At 71.1% G+C, this 15,279-nt stretch carries 15 protein-coding genes; 8 read left to right on the forward strand and 7 right to left on the reverse strand.

Going from position 1 to position 15,279, the window contains the following annotated elements:
- Window positions 1-42: 42 nt before the first annotated feature.
- Window positions 43-750 carry an AAA family ATPase gene (locus ACFWRV_RS15205; protein WP_384333878.1) on the reverse strand — a complete coding sequence of 236 codons (708 nt, stop codon included), beginning with the start codon at window positions 748-750 and terminating at the stop codon, window positions 43-45.
- Window positions 751-968: 218 nt separating this feature from the next.
- Here ACFWRV_RS15205 and ACFWRV_RS15210 point away from each other — a divergent pair, with 218 nt between their 5' ends.
- Window positions 969-1,727, forward strand: a complete 759-nt coding sequence (locus tag ACFWRV_RS15210) for an SDR family NAD(P)-dependent oxidoreductase (RefSeq protein ID WP_384333882.1) — start codon at window positions 969-971, stop codon at window positions 1,725-1,727.
- 61 nt (window positions 1,728-1,788) lie between these two features.
- On the opposite strand, the gene ACFWRV_RS15215 is transcribed toward ACFWRV_RS15210, so the two are convergent.
- From ACFWRV_RS15215 to ACFWRV_RS15235, 5 genes are read right to left on the reverse strand one after another with little or no spacing between them, the layout of a single operon-like run.
- Window positions 1,789-2,787 (reverse strand): endonuclease/exonuclease/phosphatase family protein, encoded by a 999-nt coding sequence (locus tag ACFWRV_RS15215; protein ID WP_384333885.1) that lies wholly within the window; start codon window positions 2,785-2,787, stop codon window positions 1,789-1,791.
- 19 nt (window positions 2,788-2,806) lie between these two features.
- On the reverse strand, window positions 2,807-3,880 hold the full coding sequence (locus ACFWRV_RS15220) for an ABC transporter ATP-binding protein (protein ID WP_384333888.1): 1,074 nt from the start codon (window positions 3,878-3,880) through the stop codon (window positions 2,807-2,809).
- A complete protein-coding gene (locus ACFWRV_RS15225; RefSeq protein ID WP_384333941.1) occupies window positions 3,877-4,725 on the reverse strand; it encodes an ABC transporter permease in 849 nt (282 codons plus the stop codon). Before ACFWRV_RS15225 ends, ACFWRV_RS15220 begins: the two co-directional genes overlap by 4 nt.
- A complete protein-coding gene (locus ACFWRV_RS15230; RefSeq protein ID WP_384333891.1) occupies window positions 4,722-5,678 on the reverse strand; it encodes an ABC transporter permease in 957 nt (318 codons plus the stop codon). The genes ACFWRV_RS15225 and ACFWRV_RS15230 overlap by 4 nt, the downstream gene beginning before the upstream one ends.
- A 2-nt stretch (window positions 5,679-5,680) precedes the next feature.
- Complete coding sequence (locus tag ACFWRV_RS15235) at window positions 5,681-6,829, reverse strand: extracellular solute-binding protein (RefSeq protein ID WP_384333894.1); 1,149 nt, start codon at window positions 6,827-6,829, stop codon at window positions 5,681-5,683.
- Window positions 6,830-7,128: 299 nt separating this feature from the next.
- Between ACFWRV_RS15235 and ACFWRV_RS15240 the strand changes: the two genes are divergently transcribed.
- The 4 genes from ACFWRV_RS15240 to ACFWRV_RS15255 all read left to right on the forward strand — a co-directional run bounded on the left by ACFWRV_RS15240 (window position 7,129) and on the right by ACFWRV_RS15255 (window position 10,275).
- Entirely contained in the window at window positions 7,129-7,869 is a 741-nt protein-coding gene (locus ACFWRV_RS15240; protein ID WP_384333897.1) for a GntR family transcriptional regulator, read from the forward strand.
- 89 nt (window positions 7,870-7,958) lie between these two features.
- Window positions 7,959-8,606 (forward strand): HAD family hydrolase, encoded by a 648-nt coding sequence (locus ACFWRV_RS15245; protein ID WP_384333900.1) that lies wholly within the window; start codon window positions 7,959-7,961, stop codon window positions 8,604-8,606.
- A 90-nt stretch (window positions 8,607-8,696) separates the two neighbouring features.
- Window positions 8,697-9,314, forward strand: coding sequence for a dihydrofolate reductase family protein (locus ACFWRV_RS15250; RefSeq protein ID WP_384333903.1), 618 nt, complete (start codon window positions 8,697-8,699; stop codon window positions 9,312-9,314).
- Window positions 9,315-9,498: 184 nt separating this feature from the next.
- Entirely contained in the window at window positions 9,499-10,275 is a 777-nt protein-coding gene (locus ACFWRV_RS15255) for a hypothetical protein (protein ID WP_384333906.1), read from the forward strand.
- Window positions 10,276-10,327: 52 nt separating this feature from the next.
- On the opposite strand, the gene ACFWRV_RS15260 is transcribed toward ACFWRV_RS15255, so the two are convergent.
- The gene (locus ACFWRV_RS15260; protein ID WP_384333909.1) at window positions 10,328-11,521 is read right to left on the reverse strand and encodes an RtcB family protein; all 1,194 of its coding nucleotides are present in this window, start codon (window positions 11,519-11,521) and stop codon (window positions 10,328-10,330) included.
- Window positions 11,522-11,693: 172 nt separating this feature from the next.
- On the opposite strand from ACFWRV_RS15260, the gene ACFWRV_RS15265 reads away from it, so the two are divergent.
- From ACFWRV_RS15265 to ACFWRV_RS15275, 3 genes are all read left to right on the forward strand, one after another.
- Window positions 11,694-12,587: a DUF3558 domain-containing protein gene (locus tag ACFWRV_RS15265; protein ID WP_384333912.1), complete on the forward strand. Its 894-nt coding sequence runs from the start codon at window positions 11,694-11,696 to the stop codon at window positions 12,585-12,587.
- Window positions 12,588-12,780: 193 nt separating this feature from the next.
- Window positions 12,781-13,626, forward strand: a complete 846-nt coding sequence (locus ACFWRV_RS15270; RefSeq protein WP_384333915.1) for a DUF3558 domain-containing protein — start codon at window positions 12,781-12,783, stop codon at window positions 13,624-13,626.
- Between the two features lie 211 nt (window positions 13,627-13,837).
- Window positions 13,838-15,208, forward strand: a complete 1,371-nt coding sequence (locus ACFWRV_RS15275) for a DUF2637 domain-containing protein (protein WP_384333917.1) — start codon at window positions 13,838-13,840, stop codon at window positions 15,206-15,208.
- Window positions 15,209-15,279: the final 71 nt, after the last annotated feature.

The raw sequence follows: 15,279 nt of genomic DNA on the forward strand, positions 1-15,279 counted from the left end.
CGGCGGATCAGGCCGGACAGGCTCGTGGGCGCGGGCGCGCGCTCAGCCGAGGATGTGCCGCAGGTAGGCCTGCGGTTCGGCGAGATAGCGCCGCCAGTGGTCGACCAGCTCCAGATCCGCCCAGCGCACCCGTTCCATGCCGCCGTCCCCCAGCTGCACGATGTCGGCACCCGGCAGCGCGGTGAGCAGCGGTGAGTGGGTGGCGCACACCACCTGGCCGCCCGCCTTGACCAACTGGTCCATGTGGCCCAGCAGTTCGAGGCACGAAGTGAAGGAGAGCGCGGCCTCGGGCTCGTCCAGGACGTAGAGCCCCGGCACCGTGAACTTCTCCCGGAACGCCGCGAGGAACCCCTCCCCGTGGCTGCGGGAGTCCGGATCCAGGCTCTCCCGCTCCAACGCGTCGAGGGCGGTCTCCGCCCGCAGGAAGAACCCCTTGCGCGCGGCCCGGCTGCCGACCATCCGCCGCCCCCGGGGCGCGGCATCGAAGCGGACGCGCTCCCCGAGCACGGACTTGCCCCGCGAGGTGGCGTACTTCCAGTCGGCGGAACCGCCGTACGAGTCCAGCCCGAACCCCTCGGCCAGCGCCTCCACCAGCGTCGACTTCCCCGAGCCGTTCTCGCCGACGAGAAAGGTCACCGGGGCCCGGAAACGCAGCCCCTCGGCGAGGAACTGCCGCACACCGGGCACGGTCCAGGGCCAGGCGTCCGGGTCGGGGTCGTACACATGGGCGTAGGCGCGTTCGACGATCACCAGCCCATGATGACCCGCAGCCGATCGGGAGACGCGTCCCCGGCGGTCACGGTCCGTAAGGCGCACGCGTCCGCGGCGGTCCCGGTTCAGAGGCGCACGCGTCCGCGGCGGTCACGGTTCAGAGGGCTCGCGGGCCCCGGCCGACGGCGCCGGCGGCCCTCCCGGGGGCGCCTGCCTATCCTTGGCCCGTACCCGATCAGCAGTCCGAGGAGATCGCCATGGCCGCCACCCCCATCGCCGTCGTCACCGGCGCGAGCAGCGGCATCGGCGCCGCGACCGCCCGTACGCTGGCCGCCGAAGGCTTCCGCGTCGTCCTCACCGCCCGCCGCAAGGACCGGATCGAGGCGCTCGCCGCCGAGCTCACCGAGGCCGGTCACCAGGCGACGGCGTACGCGCTGGACGTCACCGACCGTGCGGCGGTCGACGAGTTCGCCACCGCGTTCCGCTCCCTCGCCGTCCTCGTCAACAACGCGGGCGGGGCGCTCGGGGCCGACCCGGTCGCGACCGGCGACCCCGCCGACTGGCGGCAGATGTACGAGACGAACGTGATCGGCACCCTCAACGTCACCCAGGCCCTGCTGCCCGCGCTCACCGCAAGCGGCGACGGCACGATCGTGATCCTCTCCTCGACGGCGGCGCTGTCCGCGTACGAGGGCGGCGGCGGTTACGTCGCGGCCAAGCACGGCGAACACGTCCTCGCCGAGACCCTGCGGCTGGAGATCGTCGGCACCCCGGTCCGCGTCATCGAGGTGGCCCCCGGCATGGTCAGGACCGAGGAGTTCGCCAGCACCCGCTTCCGCGGCGACACCGAGAAGGCCGCCAAGGTCTACGCGGGCGTCGACGCCCCGCTGACCGCCGAGGACGTGGCCGACACGATCGGCTGGGCCGTCACCCGCCCCAGCCACGTCAACATCGACCTCCTGGTGGTCCGCCCGCGCGCCCAGGCCTCCAACACGAAGGTCCACCGGACGCTGTGAGCCTGTGAGCAAAGGGGGCCCGGGACCGGCGTACAGGTCCCCGGCCCCCGCCGGAAGCGCGTCAGCCCACCGTGAACGTCGTCAGCACCGCCGCGTGGTCCGTCGGCCACGCGTTGCCGGCCTGGTCCGGCACCGGCTTCGGGTCGCCCTCGACGAAGGACACCGAGTCCTTCACCGTGAGCTTGTCGCCCGCGTAGTCGATGAAGTCGATCCGGTCCTGGGGCTCGTCGGCCCCCGTGGAGCCCTCGTGCTTCGGGTAGACCGGCGACCAGGTGGTGCCGGGCACCGCCGCCGGGTCCGGGTTCGCCTCCCGGAAGGAGTCCTTCAGACCGGCGCCCTCGAAGATCTTGGTCACCGGCCAGTCGACCTGCCCGTAACCGCAGTGGCTGTCCTCGGTCGCCTCGGTCCAGTCCAGGTGCGAGGGCGTGTTGAAGTCGCCCACCAGCAGCACCGGCGTCTCGTCGGCGGCGGCGATCTTCGGCGCGAGGTCCTTGGCGATGGCCTCGGCCTGCGGGGTGCGGCCGGACTCCGCCTCCCGCCGGAAGATCTCCTCGACCGGCATCTTGTCGAAGCAGGCGTCGTACGGGCCGTACGGGTCGTAGCCGAGGTGCGCCGTCCAGAGCTCGACCTCCTGGCCGGTGGTCTCGTCGATCCGGATGCGGACGCCCGCCGCGGCCTGGCTGGTCTCGACCTCCGAGGTGAACGGGAAACGGCTGATGATGCCCAGGTCGGCATCCGACTGCCAGTGGTCCCAGCCGAGTTCCTCCGCGATCTCCTTCGCGGAGTGCCCGGAGGTCTCCTGGAGGCCGACCACGTCGGGCCGGTGCTTCTTGATGACGGCGAGCTGCTTGGCCAGACCGTCGTCGACCTTGGCCCCGCCGTGCCACAGGTTCAGGGTCATCACGCGCAGCTCGCTCGCGGCGGCCGGCCTTCCGGGTTCTCCGGGCTTCGCGGCCTCGTCGGACGTGGCCACGGGACCGGCGACCGCGACGGCCGCGGTCGCGGCGAGGGCGACGGCCGCTCCGGTGGCGGACAGCAATACACGACGCTTGGCACTCACTGGTTGCTCACTCCTTCACTTACACCTTGAGGGACGGGGCGACGGCTCGCTCGGTGACGAGCACGGGGTTCTCGTGCGGGGTGATCGTGCAGCGGGCTCCCGGCGTCAGCGCGGCCGCCTCCCAGCTGGGCAGGTCGGCCTTGCACGCGGCTCCGGAGTCGGTGGTCAGGTGCAGCCGGGTGGTGGCGCCGAGGAAGGTCGCCACCCGTACGGTCGCGGGCACGCCCGACGCGTCGTCGGCCGCCCCGACCGCCAGTCCCTCGGGGCGCAGCAGGACGTCGACCTCGGCGCCGGTGGCGGGCCTCTCGCCGTGGATGGGCAGCCGCCGCCCGAACAGCTCGACGACCCCGCCGTCCCGGACGGTGCCCGGCAGCCGGTTCATGGTGCCGACGAACTCGGCGACGAACGGCGTGGCCGGGCGGTCGTACAACTCACCCGGCGCGGCGCACTGTTCGAGCCGCCCGTCCTTCATCACGGCGACGCGGTCCGCCATGGACAGCGCCTCCTCCTGGTCGTGGGTGACGAAGACGGTGGTGATGCCGAGGTCCAGCTGGATGCGCCGGATCTCCTCGCGCAGCGTGAGCCGCACCTTGGCGTCGAGCGCGGACAGCGGCTCGTCGAGGAGCAACACCTTGGGCGAGACGGCCAGGGCGCGGGCGAGGGCGACGCGCTGCTGCTGGCCGCCGGAGAGCTGGTGCGGGTAGTGGCTCTCGCGGCCGGGCAGACCGACCAGCTCCAGCAACTCAGCCGCCCGCGCCTTGCGTTCGGCGGCGCCCCGGCCCCGTACCCGCAGGCCGTACGCGATGTTCTCGGCGGCCGTCATGTTCGGGAACAGGCTGTACGACTGGAAGACCATGCCGATGTCACGGCGGTGGGCCGGGATGGAGGTGACGTCCTCGCCGTCCATCAGCAGCTCGCCGCCGTCCGCGCTCTCGAAGCCGGCGACGATGCGCAGCGCGGTGGTCTTGCCGCAGCCGGACGGGCCGAGCAGGGCGACCAGTTCACCGGGGGCGATGTCCAGGTCGAGCCCGTCGAGCGCGACCGTGGAGCCGAACGCCCGACGCAGGTTCTTGAGGTGCACGGGAACGGTCATGACACGGTCTTCTTTCGGTTCGCGCGGTTCTCGCGGCCGGAGTTCGGGTGCATACGACGGCGGCTGCGGCCACCGGCCAGGGTGGTGAGCAGGAGCAGCAGCCCCCAGGTGATCAACAGGCTGAGCATCGCGGCGGCCACCGAGAGCTGGGCCTCGGAGTCCTTGATCTCCACCATCCAGACGGAGAACGGGCGGTAGGAGAGCACGGAGGCGACGGTGTACTCGCCGAGCACCATGGCCAGGCTGAGGACGGCGCCGCCCACCACGGCGGTCCGCAGGTTCGGCACGATCACCTGCCACAGGGTCTGCAGACGCGATGCGCCCAGGCTGCGGGCGGCCTCGACGAGGGTGCGCAGATCGACGGCGCGCAGCCCGGCGTCCAGCGAGCGGTACAGGAACGGCAGGGACATGACCGTGTAGACGAGGACGAGGACCAGCGGGAAGTTCTCGTCCCGCAGCATCTGGAAGGTCAGGTAGAAGGGCGTGTCGGCCAGGTCCGCTTCCCAGGACAGCACCGTCGTGACGCCCGCGACCAGGGCGATCGGCGGGACCACCAGCGGCATCATGCACAGGATCTCGACGGTCCGGCGCAGCCCCGGCAGATAGAGCGCGACCGCGACGAGGGTCGGCACCATCAGCAGGAGTCCGCAGACGATGGTGGCCAGGCCCAGGCGTACCGAGAGCATCAGGCTGGTGGTCAGCCCCTCGGTGCCGAGCCCCTGCGTGTACGCGTCGAAGCTGACGCCGTCGACCTCGTTGACGCTGAACCAGATCGAGGCCCCGATGGGGACCAGGAAATACAGCGCGGCGAGCGGCAGGACGACGGCCCGCGAGGTGAACATCATCCGAGCCATCGGGTGCTCCTGCGCTGCAGCGGAATCTGTACGGCCATCACGAGCAGCGCGATCACGACCATGTTGAGGCTCATGGCGAGGGCGAGGTTCTCCTGGCCCACCAGGACGTTGCCGTTGAGGGCGTTGGCGATCTGGATGGTGATCAGCGGCTGCGAGGAGCCGACCATCACGGCGGCGGTGGCGTGCGAGGCGAACGCGGTGCCGAACATCAGCACCGCCCCGCCGAGCAGCGACGGGGTCAGCACCGGGATGCCGACGTGGAGCCAGTACTGTCCCCGGGTCGCCCCGCAGGACGCGGCGGCCTCCTGCCACTGGGAGCGCAGGCCGTCGAGCGCGGGCAGCACGGTCACCACCATCAGCGGGACCATGAAGTAGAGGTAGGCCAGCACCAGGCCGGTGAAGCTGTAGAGGCTGAAGCCCGTCCGGTCCAGGTGGAACAGCTGGGTGACGGTGCCGGTCGTGCCGAGCGTCGCGATGAAGGCGAAGGCGAGCGGCGCACCGGAGAAGTTGGCGAGCACCCCGCCGGCCGAGACGACGACGCCCCGCAGCCCGGGGCGCGGGGAGCTGACGACGGCCTGGGCGATCAGGGTGCCGATGACGGTCGCCAGCAGCGCGGTCACGAGCGAGAGTTCGACGCTGCCGGTCAGCCCGGTGGCGTACGCCCCGGACAGCGACCCGCTGACGTTCTCCGTGGAGAACCTGCCGTCCCCGGTCGCGGAGTCGACGACGGTGAACGCCCCGTACACCATGGTCCCGGCGGGCAGCCCGAAGCACACCGCGAGAAACGCGAAGAACGGGACGACGACGGGCCACCGGTGCCGCCGCGCGCCGCGGCGACGGGGGCCGCCGTCCCGGACGTCCGGAGCGGGCGGCACGGGGGCGGCCGCGCCCGCCACGGGCACGGAGCCCGGGGCGGGGGCGGGAAGTGCGGTCTGTTCGGGCATGGTCAGCTGACCGCCTTGCCCCAGCCCTGGACGACGGTCTCCTTGGCCTTCGCCTCCTGCTCCACGCTCGGCTCCTCGGGCACCCCGTCGACCTCGGGGATCTCGGCGACGGCGGCCTTGTCGGCGGTGCCGGCCTCCTTCATCGCGTCGAGGAGCGCCGGGCGCGAGAAGCCCTTGAGCCAGATGTTCTGGCCCTCGGGGCTGTAGACGAACTCCAGCCACAGACGGGCGGCGGCCGGGTGCGGGGCGTGCTTGTTGACGCCCTGGTTGTAGTAGCGCGAGTACAGCCCGTCGGAGGGCACCGCGACCTGCCAGTCGACGCCCTTGGGCTTCAGCTTCTTGCCGTAGCCCAGGTTGAGGTAGTCCCAGTCGATCGAGATCGGCGTCTCGCCCTGCTGGATGGTGGCGAGCGTGGACTTCGCGGGGACGAAGTTGCCGTTCTTCTTCAGCTCCTGGAAGAAGTCGAGACCCGGCTGCGCGTCGTCCAGGGAACCGCCGTTGGCCAGCGACGCGGCGACGACCGCGGCCAGCGCGGAGCTGGACTCGGTCGGGTCGCCGTTGAGCGCGACCTTGTTCCGGTACTCGGGCCCCAGGAGATCCTTGAAGGTCTCCGGGCAGTTCTTCACGGCCTTGGCGTCACAGCCGATGGATATGTAGCCGCCGTAGTTGTTCATGAAGGAGGCGTCCGGCTGCTTCTGCGCGTCCGGGATGCTGTCCCAGCCCTCCACCTTGTACGCCGCGAGCAGGCCCTGCTTCTTGGCGTCCTGCATGTACGAGGTACCGAGATCCAGCGCGTCGACGGCCCGGTTCTGGCCCTTGCGCTTGGCCGCGGCGTTCAGCGCGCCCTGGCTGCTGCCGCCCGGGTCCTCGTTGTTGACCTCGATGGCGTACTTCTTCTCGAAGGCCGCGATCATCTCGCCGTAGTTGGCCCAGTCCGGCGCGAGGGCGTAGACGTTGAGTTTGCCCTCCTTCTCCGCCGCCGCGACGAGCTTGTCCATACCGCCGAGGTCCGCGGCCGACTCCGCCTTCGCGGCCTTGCTGTTCCGCGCACCGGCGTCGTCCGGTGCGGAGCCACAGCCGGTGGCCACCAGGGCGGTGAGGCCGGCGAGGGCCGCGGCGGTCAGGACGCGGCGGGGATGGTGTGCCTTCACGATGCGTACTCCTGGGTCTGAGGCGAGCCACCTGTATGGACAAGCCATCGTCAGTAAGCCAGCCGAAGCTAGCAGTCAGGTGACGGGCAGGTAAAGACTTCGGTTGGGAAAAAGTGCAGGTCAGAAGCGTTATGAAGACGTAGGTTTACCTTCATCCAAACTGGTAAGGCACAGGGTTCCCTCTTCGAGAGGAAGGCCGACTGCGCACAGTCGGGAAGATGCGGAACACCTCGGGCGGATGACATGATCGCCACTGCCCGCACCGCCCCCCGCGCCGCCTCGAAGCCTCTAGGAGAGACGTGACCCGACGGCACCAGCAGATCGCCGAGGAACTGCGCCGCGCCATCGCCGACGGCACCTATCCCGTGGGCTCCGAACTGCCGTCCGAGTCCGAACTGGTGCTGGCACACGGCGTTTCCCGGGGCACCCTCCGCCAGGCCTTCGGCGCGCTCCAGTCGGAGGGCCTGATCGGCTCCCGGCAGGGCGCGCGCCGCACCGTCCTGTCCACCACCCCCAGCCAGAGCTTCACCGAACTGCGCAGCTTCGCCCAGTGGGCCAGAGCCGGCGGCCGCACCCCCGGCGGCCTCGTCCTCGGCTCCCGCCACGCCAAGGCCACCGAGACCGAGGCCGCCCAGCTCCACCTCGACCCCGGCGACCCGGTCCTGCACGTCCTGCGCGTACGCACCCTGAACGGCGAACCGGCGCTCCTGGAACGCACGGTCTACGCCGGATGGGTCACGGCGGCCGTCGAACGCCTGCCGGACGACTGCGAGTCGGTCACCCAGAGCCTGTACGACGAGGCGGGCGTGGTCATGAGCCACGGCGAACACCACCTGGACGCCGTCGCCGCGGGCACCACGGACGCCCGCGAACTGGCCGTACGGCGCGGCGCTCCGCTGCTGCGGGTGCGCCGCACGACGACCACCCCGGACGGCCGCCCGGTCGAGACGTCGGACGACCGCTACAAGCCGGACTCGGTGGTGTTCACCGTACGCAACTCCGTCCAGGCGAACCCGTTGGTGCGCACCGCCACCGACTGACCCACGGACGGGCCGCACCCGCCCCGAACCGCAGAAGCACTCCCCGGCAGTCCGTCAGGCAGCCCACCCCCAGGAACAGCGAGCCCCGCATGTCCCCGCTCCCCCGCCCCGCCGCCCTCCTCTGCGACATGGACGGCACCCTCGTCGACACCGAGCACGCCTGGCTGGACACCGTCGCCGGTTTCCTCCGCTCGCAGAACTCCCCGGCCGACGCGGACACCCTCGCCCCCTTCGCGGGCACCGCCGTGGCCGACGCGGCCGGCCGCCTCGTACGCGACGGCCTCACCGCCCTGTCGGAGGCGGAGACGGCCGCCCTGCTCGACCGGCGGTTCACCGCCCGGGTGGCGGCCGGGGTGACCGTCCAGCCGGGCGCTCTCCGGCTCCTGGACCGGGCGCGCGCACTCGGCGTACCGACGGCCCTGGTCACCGCGTCCGAGCGGCATGTGGCGGACCTGGTGCTCGACACCCTGGGCCGGCACCGCTTCGATGCGTCGGTCGCCTCGGGCGAGACGGCACGCGGAAAGCCGCACCCCGACCCGTACCTGGCCGCGGCGACCGCCCTCGGCGTGGCCCCCCAGGACTGCCTGGCCGTGGAGGACACCCCCACGGGCGCCGCCGCCGCCCTGGCCGCGGGCTGCCGCCTGCTCGCGGTCCCGTCGGTGCCCGGCATCGAACCGGGCCCGCGCACGGTGCTGGTGACCTCGCTGACGGAGGCGGACCTGGCGGGCGCGGCGTAAGGGAGACGTGCAGCTCCGGCCGTGCTAGTAAGGACTGCCGCAAACGGGTCCTTACCGACCGGAAAGCCCCACGCAGAGGAGTGCCGTGCGATGAAACTGGTGGTGCAGGAGTTCCTGACGCTCGACGGCGTCTCCCAGGGCCCCGGGGCCCCCGACGAGGACACCAGCGACGGCTTCACCCGGGGCGGCTGGTTCGTCCCGCACCTGGACGAGGCGTTCGAGGCCCTGGCCGGCGAATGGCTGGCCGAGGCGGACGCGTTCCTCTTCGGCCGCCGCACGTACGAGAACTTCGCCCGGGACTGGCCGCGGATGACCGACCACCCGTTCGCCGCCACCCTGAACGGCCTGCCGAAGTACGTGGCCTCGAACACCCTGACCGCGTCCGAAGCCACGTGGAACCCGACCACGATCCTCTCCGGCGACGCCCCCGCCCAGGTGGCCGAAGTGAAACGGCAGCCCGGCCGGGACCTCCAGATCCACGGCAGCGCCCGCCTGGCCCAGTCGCTCCTGGCCGCGGGCCTGGTCGACGAACTCCGCCTGGCCATCGCCCCGGTGGTGGTCGGCGAGGGCCGCCGCCTGTTCCCGGCGGGCGGCGCCCCGACGGGCCTGCGCCTCACGAGCCACCGGACGACTCCGGCCGGCGTTTCCGTCCACATCTTCGCGGTGACAGGGTCGCCGGACTACGCGGCTTACGGGGGCGGGGCGTAGCCCGGTCCGGCGGACCCGCCTTTCACGCCACCGCCCTCGATCACTCGTGCGGGTGATCGGGCCGGATCGCCCGCCCGGCTCTCGAAGCCGCTGCCCAAGCTCGGTCGCGCCAGAACACCGCGCGGCCCCCGGTCAGGATTGCCGTCCCGGCCGAGGGCCTCACCAGCAGGAAGTAGGGCTTCCCGTGGCTGAGCACGACACTAACGCGCCCCCACTCTTCGAGATCGGCGATCTCTCTCCCGCCCCATCGGCGGTCCCGGCGTTCATGGATCTCCAACACCCCGACTACGCCTACATGTTCGGCTTCCTCCAGGCCGACGGCCACCTCGCGCGGGGCACGGGCCACAAGGGCCGCCTGACGGTGGAGATCAGCGTCCGGGACATCGCCGTACTGCGCGAGTTCCAGCGCCTGACCCCGTACAACAGCAGCATCACCGAGCGCGTGCGAGCCACGAACTTCTCCGAGGAGCACCACTCGGCCACCTGGACCCTCTGCGATCGGGAAGCCCGGGCCGCCATCAACGGGCTGGGTCTTCCCTACGGCCGGAAGTCGAGGAAGATCACCCCGCCCCGGGTGGAGTTCTCCCGCCGCGACTATCTCCGAGGCGTCATCGATGCCGACGGCTCGGTCGGGCACACGGGACAAGGTCTTCCCTTCGTCTCGCTGACCACAGCGAGCGCCGCTGTCGGCGCGTACCTCTGCAGGTACGCCAAGGCGGTGACGGGGGCCGCCCGGCAGATCGGGCGCAATGCGCGTGACGGGATCTACAACGTGGTCTGCACGAAGGAAGCGGCGGTACAACTGGCCGGGAATCTCTACTATCCGGGCTGTCTGTCCCTCAGCCGCAAGCAGACGGCGGCCGCCGAACTGGGCCGCAGCGAAGCCTCGTGCTCCGTACGGCTGTGGCGGCTGAAGACCGGAAAGGCGCGACGCCCCGAGGACGCTCCCGCAGGCGGGTAGGCGTCCGCGGGGCCGTGAGGGGCACGCCGCCGTCCGCGGCGCGCCCCTCGGCTCAGCCCTTGATGCAGATGACCTGCTTGAGCTTCGCGACGACCTCCACCAGGTCCCGCTGCTGCTCCATGACCTGCTCGATGGGCTTGTACGCGGCCGGGATCTCGTCCAGGACGCCGGAGTCCTTGCGGCACTCCACACCGCGCGTCTGCTCCTCCAGGTCACGCACCGTGAAGCGGCGCTTGGCCGCGCCCCGGCTCATCCGGCGACCGGCCCCGTGGGAGGCCGAGTTGAACGCCTTCTCGTTGCCGAGGCCCTTCACGATGTACGAGCTGGTGCCCATCGAGCCGGGGATGATCCCGTACTCGCCGGAGCCGGCGCGGATCGCTCCCTTGCGGGTGACCAGCAGGTCCGCACCGTCGTACCGCTCCTCCGCCACGTAGTTGTGGTGGCAGGAGATCTCCTGCTCGAAGACCGGCTTCGCCTTCTTGAACTCCTTGCGGACCACGTCCTTGAAGAGCGCCATCATGATCGCGCGGTTGTACTTGGCGTACTCCTGCGCCCAGTACAGATCGTTCCGGTAGGCCGCCATCTGCGGGGTCTCCGAGACGAAGACAGCCAGGTCTCGGTCGACGAGGTCCTGGTTGTGCGGAAGCTTCTGGGCGATGCCGATGTGGTGCTCGGCGAGTTCCTTGCCGATGTTGCGGGAGCCCGAGTGCAGCATCAGCCACACCGCGCCATCACTGTCGAGACAGAACTCGATCATGTGGTTGCCCGAGCCGAGCGTTCCCATCTGCTTCGTGGCACGCTCCTCACGGAACTTGACCGCGTCGGCGATCCCCCCGAACCGCCCCCAGAAGTCGTCCCAGCCCGCCGTCGGGAAACCGTGCAGCCTCCCCGGGTCCACCGCGTCGCCGTGCATCCCCCGGCCGACCGGAATGGCCTGCTCGATCTTGGAGCGCAGCCGTGACAGGTCTCCGGGAAGATCGTTCGCGGTGAGGGACGTCTTCACCGCCGACATCCCGCAGCCGATGTCCACTCCCACCGCGGCCGGGCACACCGCGCCCTGCATCGCGATGACCGAACCGACCGTCGCCCCCTTGCCGAAGTGGACGTCGGGCATGACAGCCAGGCCCTTGATCCACGGCAGCGTGGAGACGTTGCGCAGCTGCTGCATCGCGACGTCCTCGACGGACGCGGGGTCCGCCCACATCCGGATGGGAACCTTCGCTCCCGGCACCTCTACGTACGACATAACTCCTCGATTCCCCCGAAAAGACTGAAAGCGCAAAACCGGTGCCAAGGTCGGCAAACCTGTCGGCCGACCGGCATTCACAGCGGCGCGTGCGATACACATTGTGTCCATCGGCCGCCTCCGAGCGGCAACCCGTTTTCCGTACCGAAGGGAGCCTGGGACGGTGCGACACATGGCGTACGTACCCGGCGTCGCGCTTCTCGCAGCGCTCGTCGTCGGCTGCAGCGCCGGCGACGACAGCAACGCGAACGGCGCCGACAGCAAGGCGGGCAGCCCGACGGTCACCCCCGCGCCCCCCGGCAAGTACCTGACCCTGCCCGCCCCCTGCCGTGCCGTGCCGCGCCCCACGCTGAAGGATCTGCTGCCCGGCGCCGCGGAACTGCCCGGGGACCAGCAGGAGAAGGTGCTCCGGGGAGCGGCAGCCGTCACGTACGACACCGACCGCAAGGTCGGCTGCAGCTGGAAGTCCGACGCGCCGAACGCCACGCGGAGCCTCTCCGTCGACTTCGAGCGCGTCGTCTCGTACGACCCCGCGGTCAGCGACGACGACCGCGCCGACACGGTGTACGCGAAGAAGGAGAAGGCCGCCGGACTGTCGTCCTCGGCGACCCCCGGGCCCGACGCGGAGAAGGGCACCCCGACCGCCGAGGAGAAGGACAAGAAGGGCGGGAAGGAGAAGACCGAGGAGAAGACCGAGGAGAAGGGCGCGGGGAAGTCCGAGGGCCCGGCGGGAGACGACGCCTCGGCCTCGCCGGACCCCTCTGCCTCCGGGGGCACCGACGGGAGCACCAGCGGCAGCAGCAGTAGCGGCAGTCCGGAGGACGCCCTTCCCTCGCGCATCCTCGACGACCTCGGAGATGCCGCATTTCTGCAGGATCTGCCCACTCGGGCAGGTTCCACCGCACAGCGCCACACGGTGAGCGTGGTATTCCGCACATCGAACGTGGTCGTGACCGTCCGGTACGCGGAGCAGCCGGCCCTCATCGCCCAGACGCCCGACAGCAGGGAACTTCAGGAGAAGGCCCAGGCACTGGCCCGGAAACTGGCCGAGACACTCAGCGAATAGACCCCCTCCTGCGGGCCCCCACCGGCCGGATTTCCGGTCTCCGGGGGCCCTCGGCGGCGGCGCGGGCCGCCCGCCGCCCGTCGTACCGTGGCTGTCCGGCAAGACGTACCGACCAGCTACCGAGCCCACCCGTACACCGCACGAACCGAGACCTCCAGCACCGAGAGCTCCGTGCCATCCGAGTGAAGGAACCATGCACCGATCTGCCCCGCGCCTGTCCCGCATCCTCGCCTGCGCCGCCGTTCCGGTGATGCTCGTAGCCGTCGGCTGCTCGTCGGACTCCGGCTCCGACGGCAAGAAGAACGCGGGCTCCTCGTCGTCCGGCACCGCCAGCGCCAAGCCCTCGAAGCCGGCCGTCGAGGCGGCGAAGTTCACCGATCTGCCCGACCCGTGTGCCTCGATCGCGAAGAAGACGACCGAGGACCTGGTGCCCGAGGCCAAGAAGAAGGGCGGCACGGCCGGCGGGTCCAGCGACCTGGCGGCCCGGAGCAGCTGCTCCTGGAACGGCCTGGACGACCAGGGCGTCAAGGGCTCGCAGTACCGCTGGCTGGACGTCGGCTTCACCCGGTTCGACTCGGACCAGTCGCTGGGCAGCGGTGCCAAGCGGGCCACCGACGAGTACGCGAAGCAGGTCACCAAGACGAAGGCCGCGGAGGGCGCCAAGAAGGTCGCCGCCGAGCCCACGGCCGGTATCGGCGAGGAGGCCACGCTCGTCACGTACGGCCTCAGCAAGACGGACGAGGACTTCGCGTACGCCACCGTCGTGGCGCGCACGGGCAACGTCGTCGTCACCCTGACGTACAACGGCGCGGGCTACGCGGGTGCGAAGACCCCCTCGTCCGCGGACATCGTCAAGGGCGCCCAGAAGGCGGCGAAGGAAGCGATCGCCGCGGTCGAGAAGACCGCCGACGCCGGGGGCGCTGCGAAGGGCGACGCCGACGGCACGAAGGCCGAGGACGCGAAGAAGGACGCGGCCGGCGCGAAGGGTGACGCCGAGGGCGAGGACAGCCCCAAGTCGAAGGCCACGCCCAAGTCGTGACCTGACGGCCTCGCGGATCGCCAATCCGCAGGTCCAGCACGTGCGTTGGAGAGCCCGGCCCCCTCGGGGGCCGGGCTTTCCCCCTCCCCGCGCAACGAAACTCGTACGCATGTGCCAGGCTGTCCCCTCGCCGGGCGTCGAACGCCCGGCCGACAAACAAGCCGGGCACAGAGGTCGGTTCGGGTAGCAGAGGTCGGGGAGGGGATCGCTGGTGGCTGCGATGCAGCTGACACGCACGCACCGCATACTCATCGGGGTCGTCATCGCCGGTGCGGTGGTCATCGCCGCGATCGGCTTCGCGGGTTCCTACGCCGCCGTGCGCGAGCTCGCGGAGAAGAAGGGCTTCGGGACGTTCTCCCTGGTCTTCCCGATCGGCATCGACGCGGGCATCTGCGTCCTGCTCGCCCTGGACCTCCTGCTCACCTGGATGCGGATCCCGTTCCCGCTGCTGCGCCAGACGGCGTGGCTGCTGACCGCCGCGACGATCGCGTTCAACGGCGCCGCCTCCTGGCCCGACCCGCTGGGCACCGCGATGCACGCGGTGATCCCGGTGCTGTTCGTCGTCTCCGTCGAGGCCGCCCGGCACGCGGTGGGCCGGATCGCGGACATCACGGCCGACAAGCACATGGAGGGCGTCCGCCTCACCCGCTGGCTGCTCTCCCCCGTCCCCACGTTCAAGCTGTGGCGGCGGATGAAGCTGTGGGAGCTGCGCAGTTACGAGCAGGTCATCAAGCTCGAACAGGACCGGCTGATCTACCAGGCCCGGCTCCAGGCCCGCTTCGGCCGCAACTGGCGGCGCAAGGCCCCGGTCGAGTCGATGATGCCGCTGCGCCTCGCGAAGTACGGCGTTCCGCTCGCGGACACCGGCCCGGCCGGGCTGGCCGCCGCCGGGATCGAACCGGCCCTGCTGCCGCCGGCGCCCGTCGCGGCCGACCGCCCGAAGGCCGAACTGCCGTACGAGCCCCAGCAGCAGCACCGGCAGCACGACGGCCAGGAGCACGGGCAGCACGGCCAGGAGCACCAAGAGCACGGGCCCCAGCACGAGCAGGCCCAGCCCCACCCGCCGCAGCAACAGCCCCACCCCGCCTCGCTCCAGAAGCAGGCCCCGCCAGGCCCGCCGACCCACGACAGCCCCTGGTTCGCCGCCCAGAAGCTGCCGGACAACGTCCACGAGAGCGCGTACAACCCGCAGTACGTCGAGGGGCTGGAGCCCACCCCCGTCCAGATCCCCGCAGGCCCCGGCCGCACCCGGCCGCTGGGTGACGTCGGCACCATCGGAGCGGTCCCGCGCCCCCGCCAGGAGGAGCCGTCCCCCGAGCCGCCCGAGGCTCCGGCCCCCGAGGAGGCCCCGCAGGTGGAGGAGTGGCCCATGGAGGACACCGACTTCGCCAGGGAGGCGTACGAGGTGTTCAGCGACTACACCGACGAGCAGGGGCAGCACCCGTCCCTGGAGGTCCTGGACATCCACCTGGCCGATACGCGCAACGTCCGCCACCCGCGCTCCAGGCAACTGCTCCAGCAGCTGATGCCGCAGTTCAGGGAGGCCTACGCGCAGCAGGCGACCGCCGACCAGCCCGCCTGAGACGCAGACGTAGGCGCAGACGGACAGCAGACCTGGAACAACAGACGAAGACGTGCGGCAGACGAAAGGGC

This window comes from Streptomyces sp. NPDC058576 (genome assembly GCF_042718715.1).
GTDB lineage: Bacteria > Actinomycetota > Actinomycetes > Streptomycetales > Streptomycetaceae > Streptomyces.

Coding starts and splice junctions, on each gene's coding strand:
- ACFWRV_RS15210 (WP_384333882.1), top strand. CDS start 969: ATGGCCGCCACCCCCATCGCCGTCGTCACCGGCGCGAGCAGCGGCATC.
- ACFWRV_RS15220 (WP_384333888.1), bottom strand. CDS start 3,880: ATGACCGTTCCCGTGCACCTCAAGAACCTGCGTCGGGCGTTCGGCTCC.
- ACFWRV_RS15225 (WP_384333941.1), bottom strand. CDS start 4,725: ATGATGTTCACCTCGCGGGCCGTCGTCCTGCCGCTCGCCGCGCTGTAT.
- ACFWRV_RS15230 (WP_384333891.1), bottom strand. CDS start 5,678: ATGCCCGAACAGACCGCACTTCCCGCCCCCGCCCCGGGCTCCGTGCCC.
- ACFWRV_RS15245 (WP_384333900.1), top strand. CDS start 7,959: ATGTCCCCGCTCCCCCGCCCCGCCGCCCTCCTCTGCGACATGGACGGC.
- ACFWRV_RS15250 (WP_384333903.1), top strand. CDS start 8,697: ATGAAACTGGTGGTGCAGGAGTTCCTGACGCTCGACGGCGTCTCCCAG.
- ACFWRV_RS15260 (WP_384333909.1), bottom strand. CDS start 11,521: ATGTCGTACGTAGAGGTGCCGGGAGCGAAGGTTCCCATCCGGATGTGG.
- ACFWRV_RS15265 (WP_384333912.1), top strand. CDS start 11,694: ATGGCGTACGTACCCGGCGTCGCGCTTCTCGCAGCGCTCGTCGTCGGC.
- ACFWRV_RS15270 (WP_384333915.1), top strand. CDS start 12,781: ATGCACCGATCTGCCCCGCGCCTGTCCCGCATCCTCGCCTGCGCCGCC.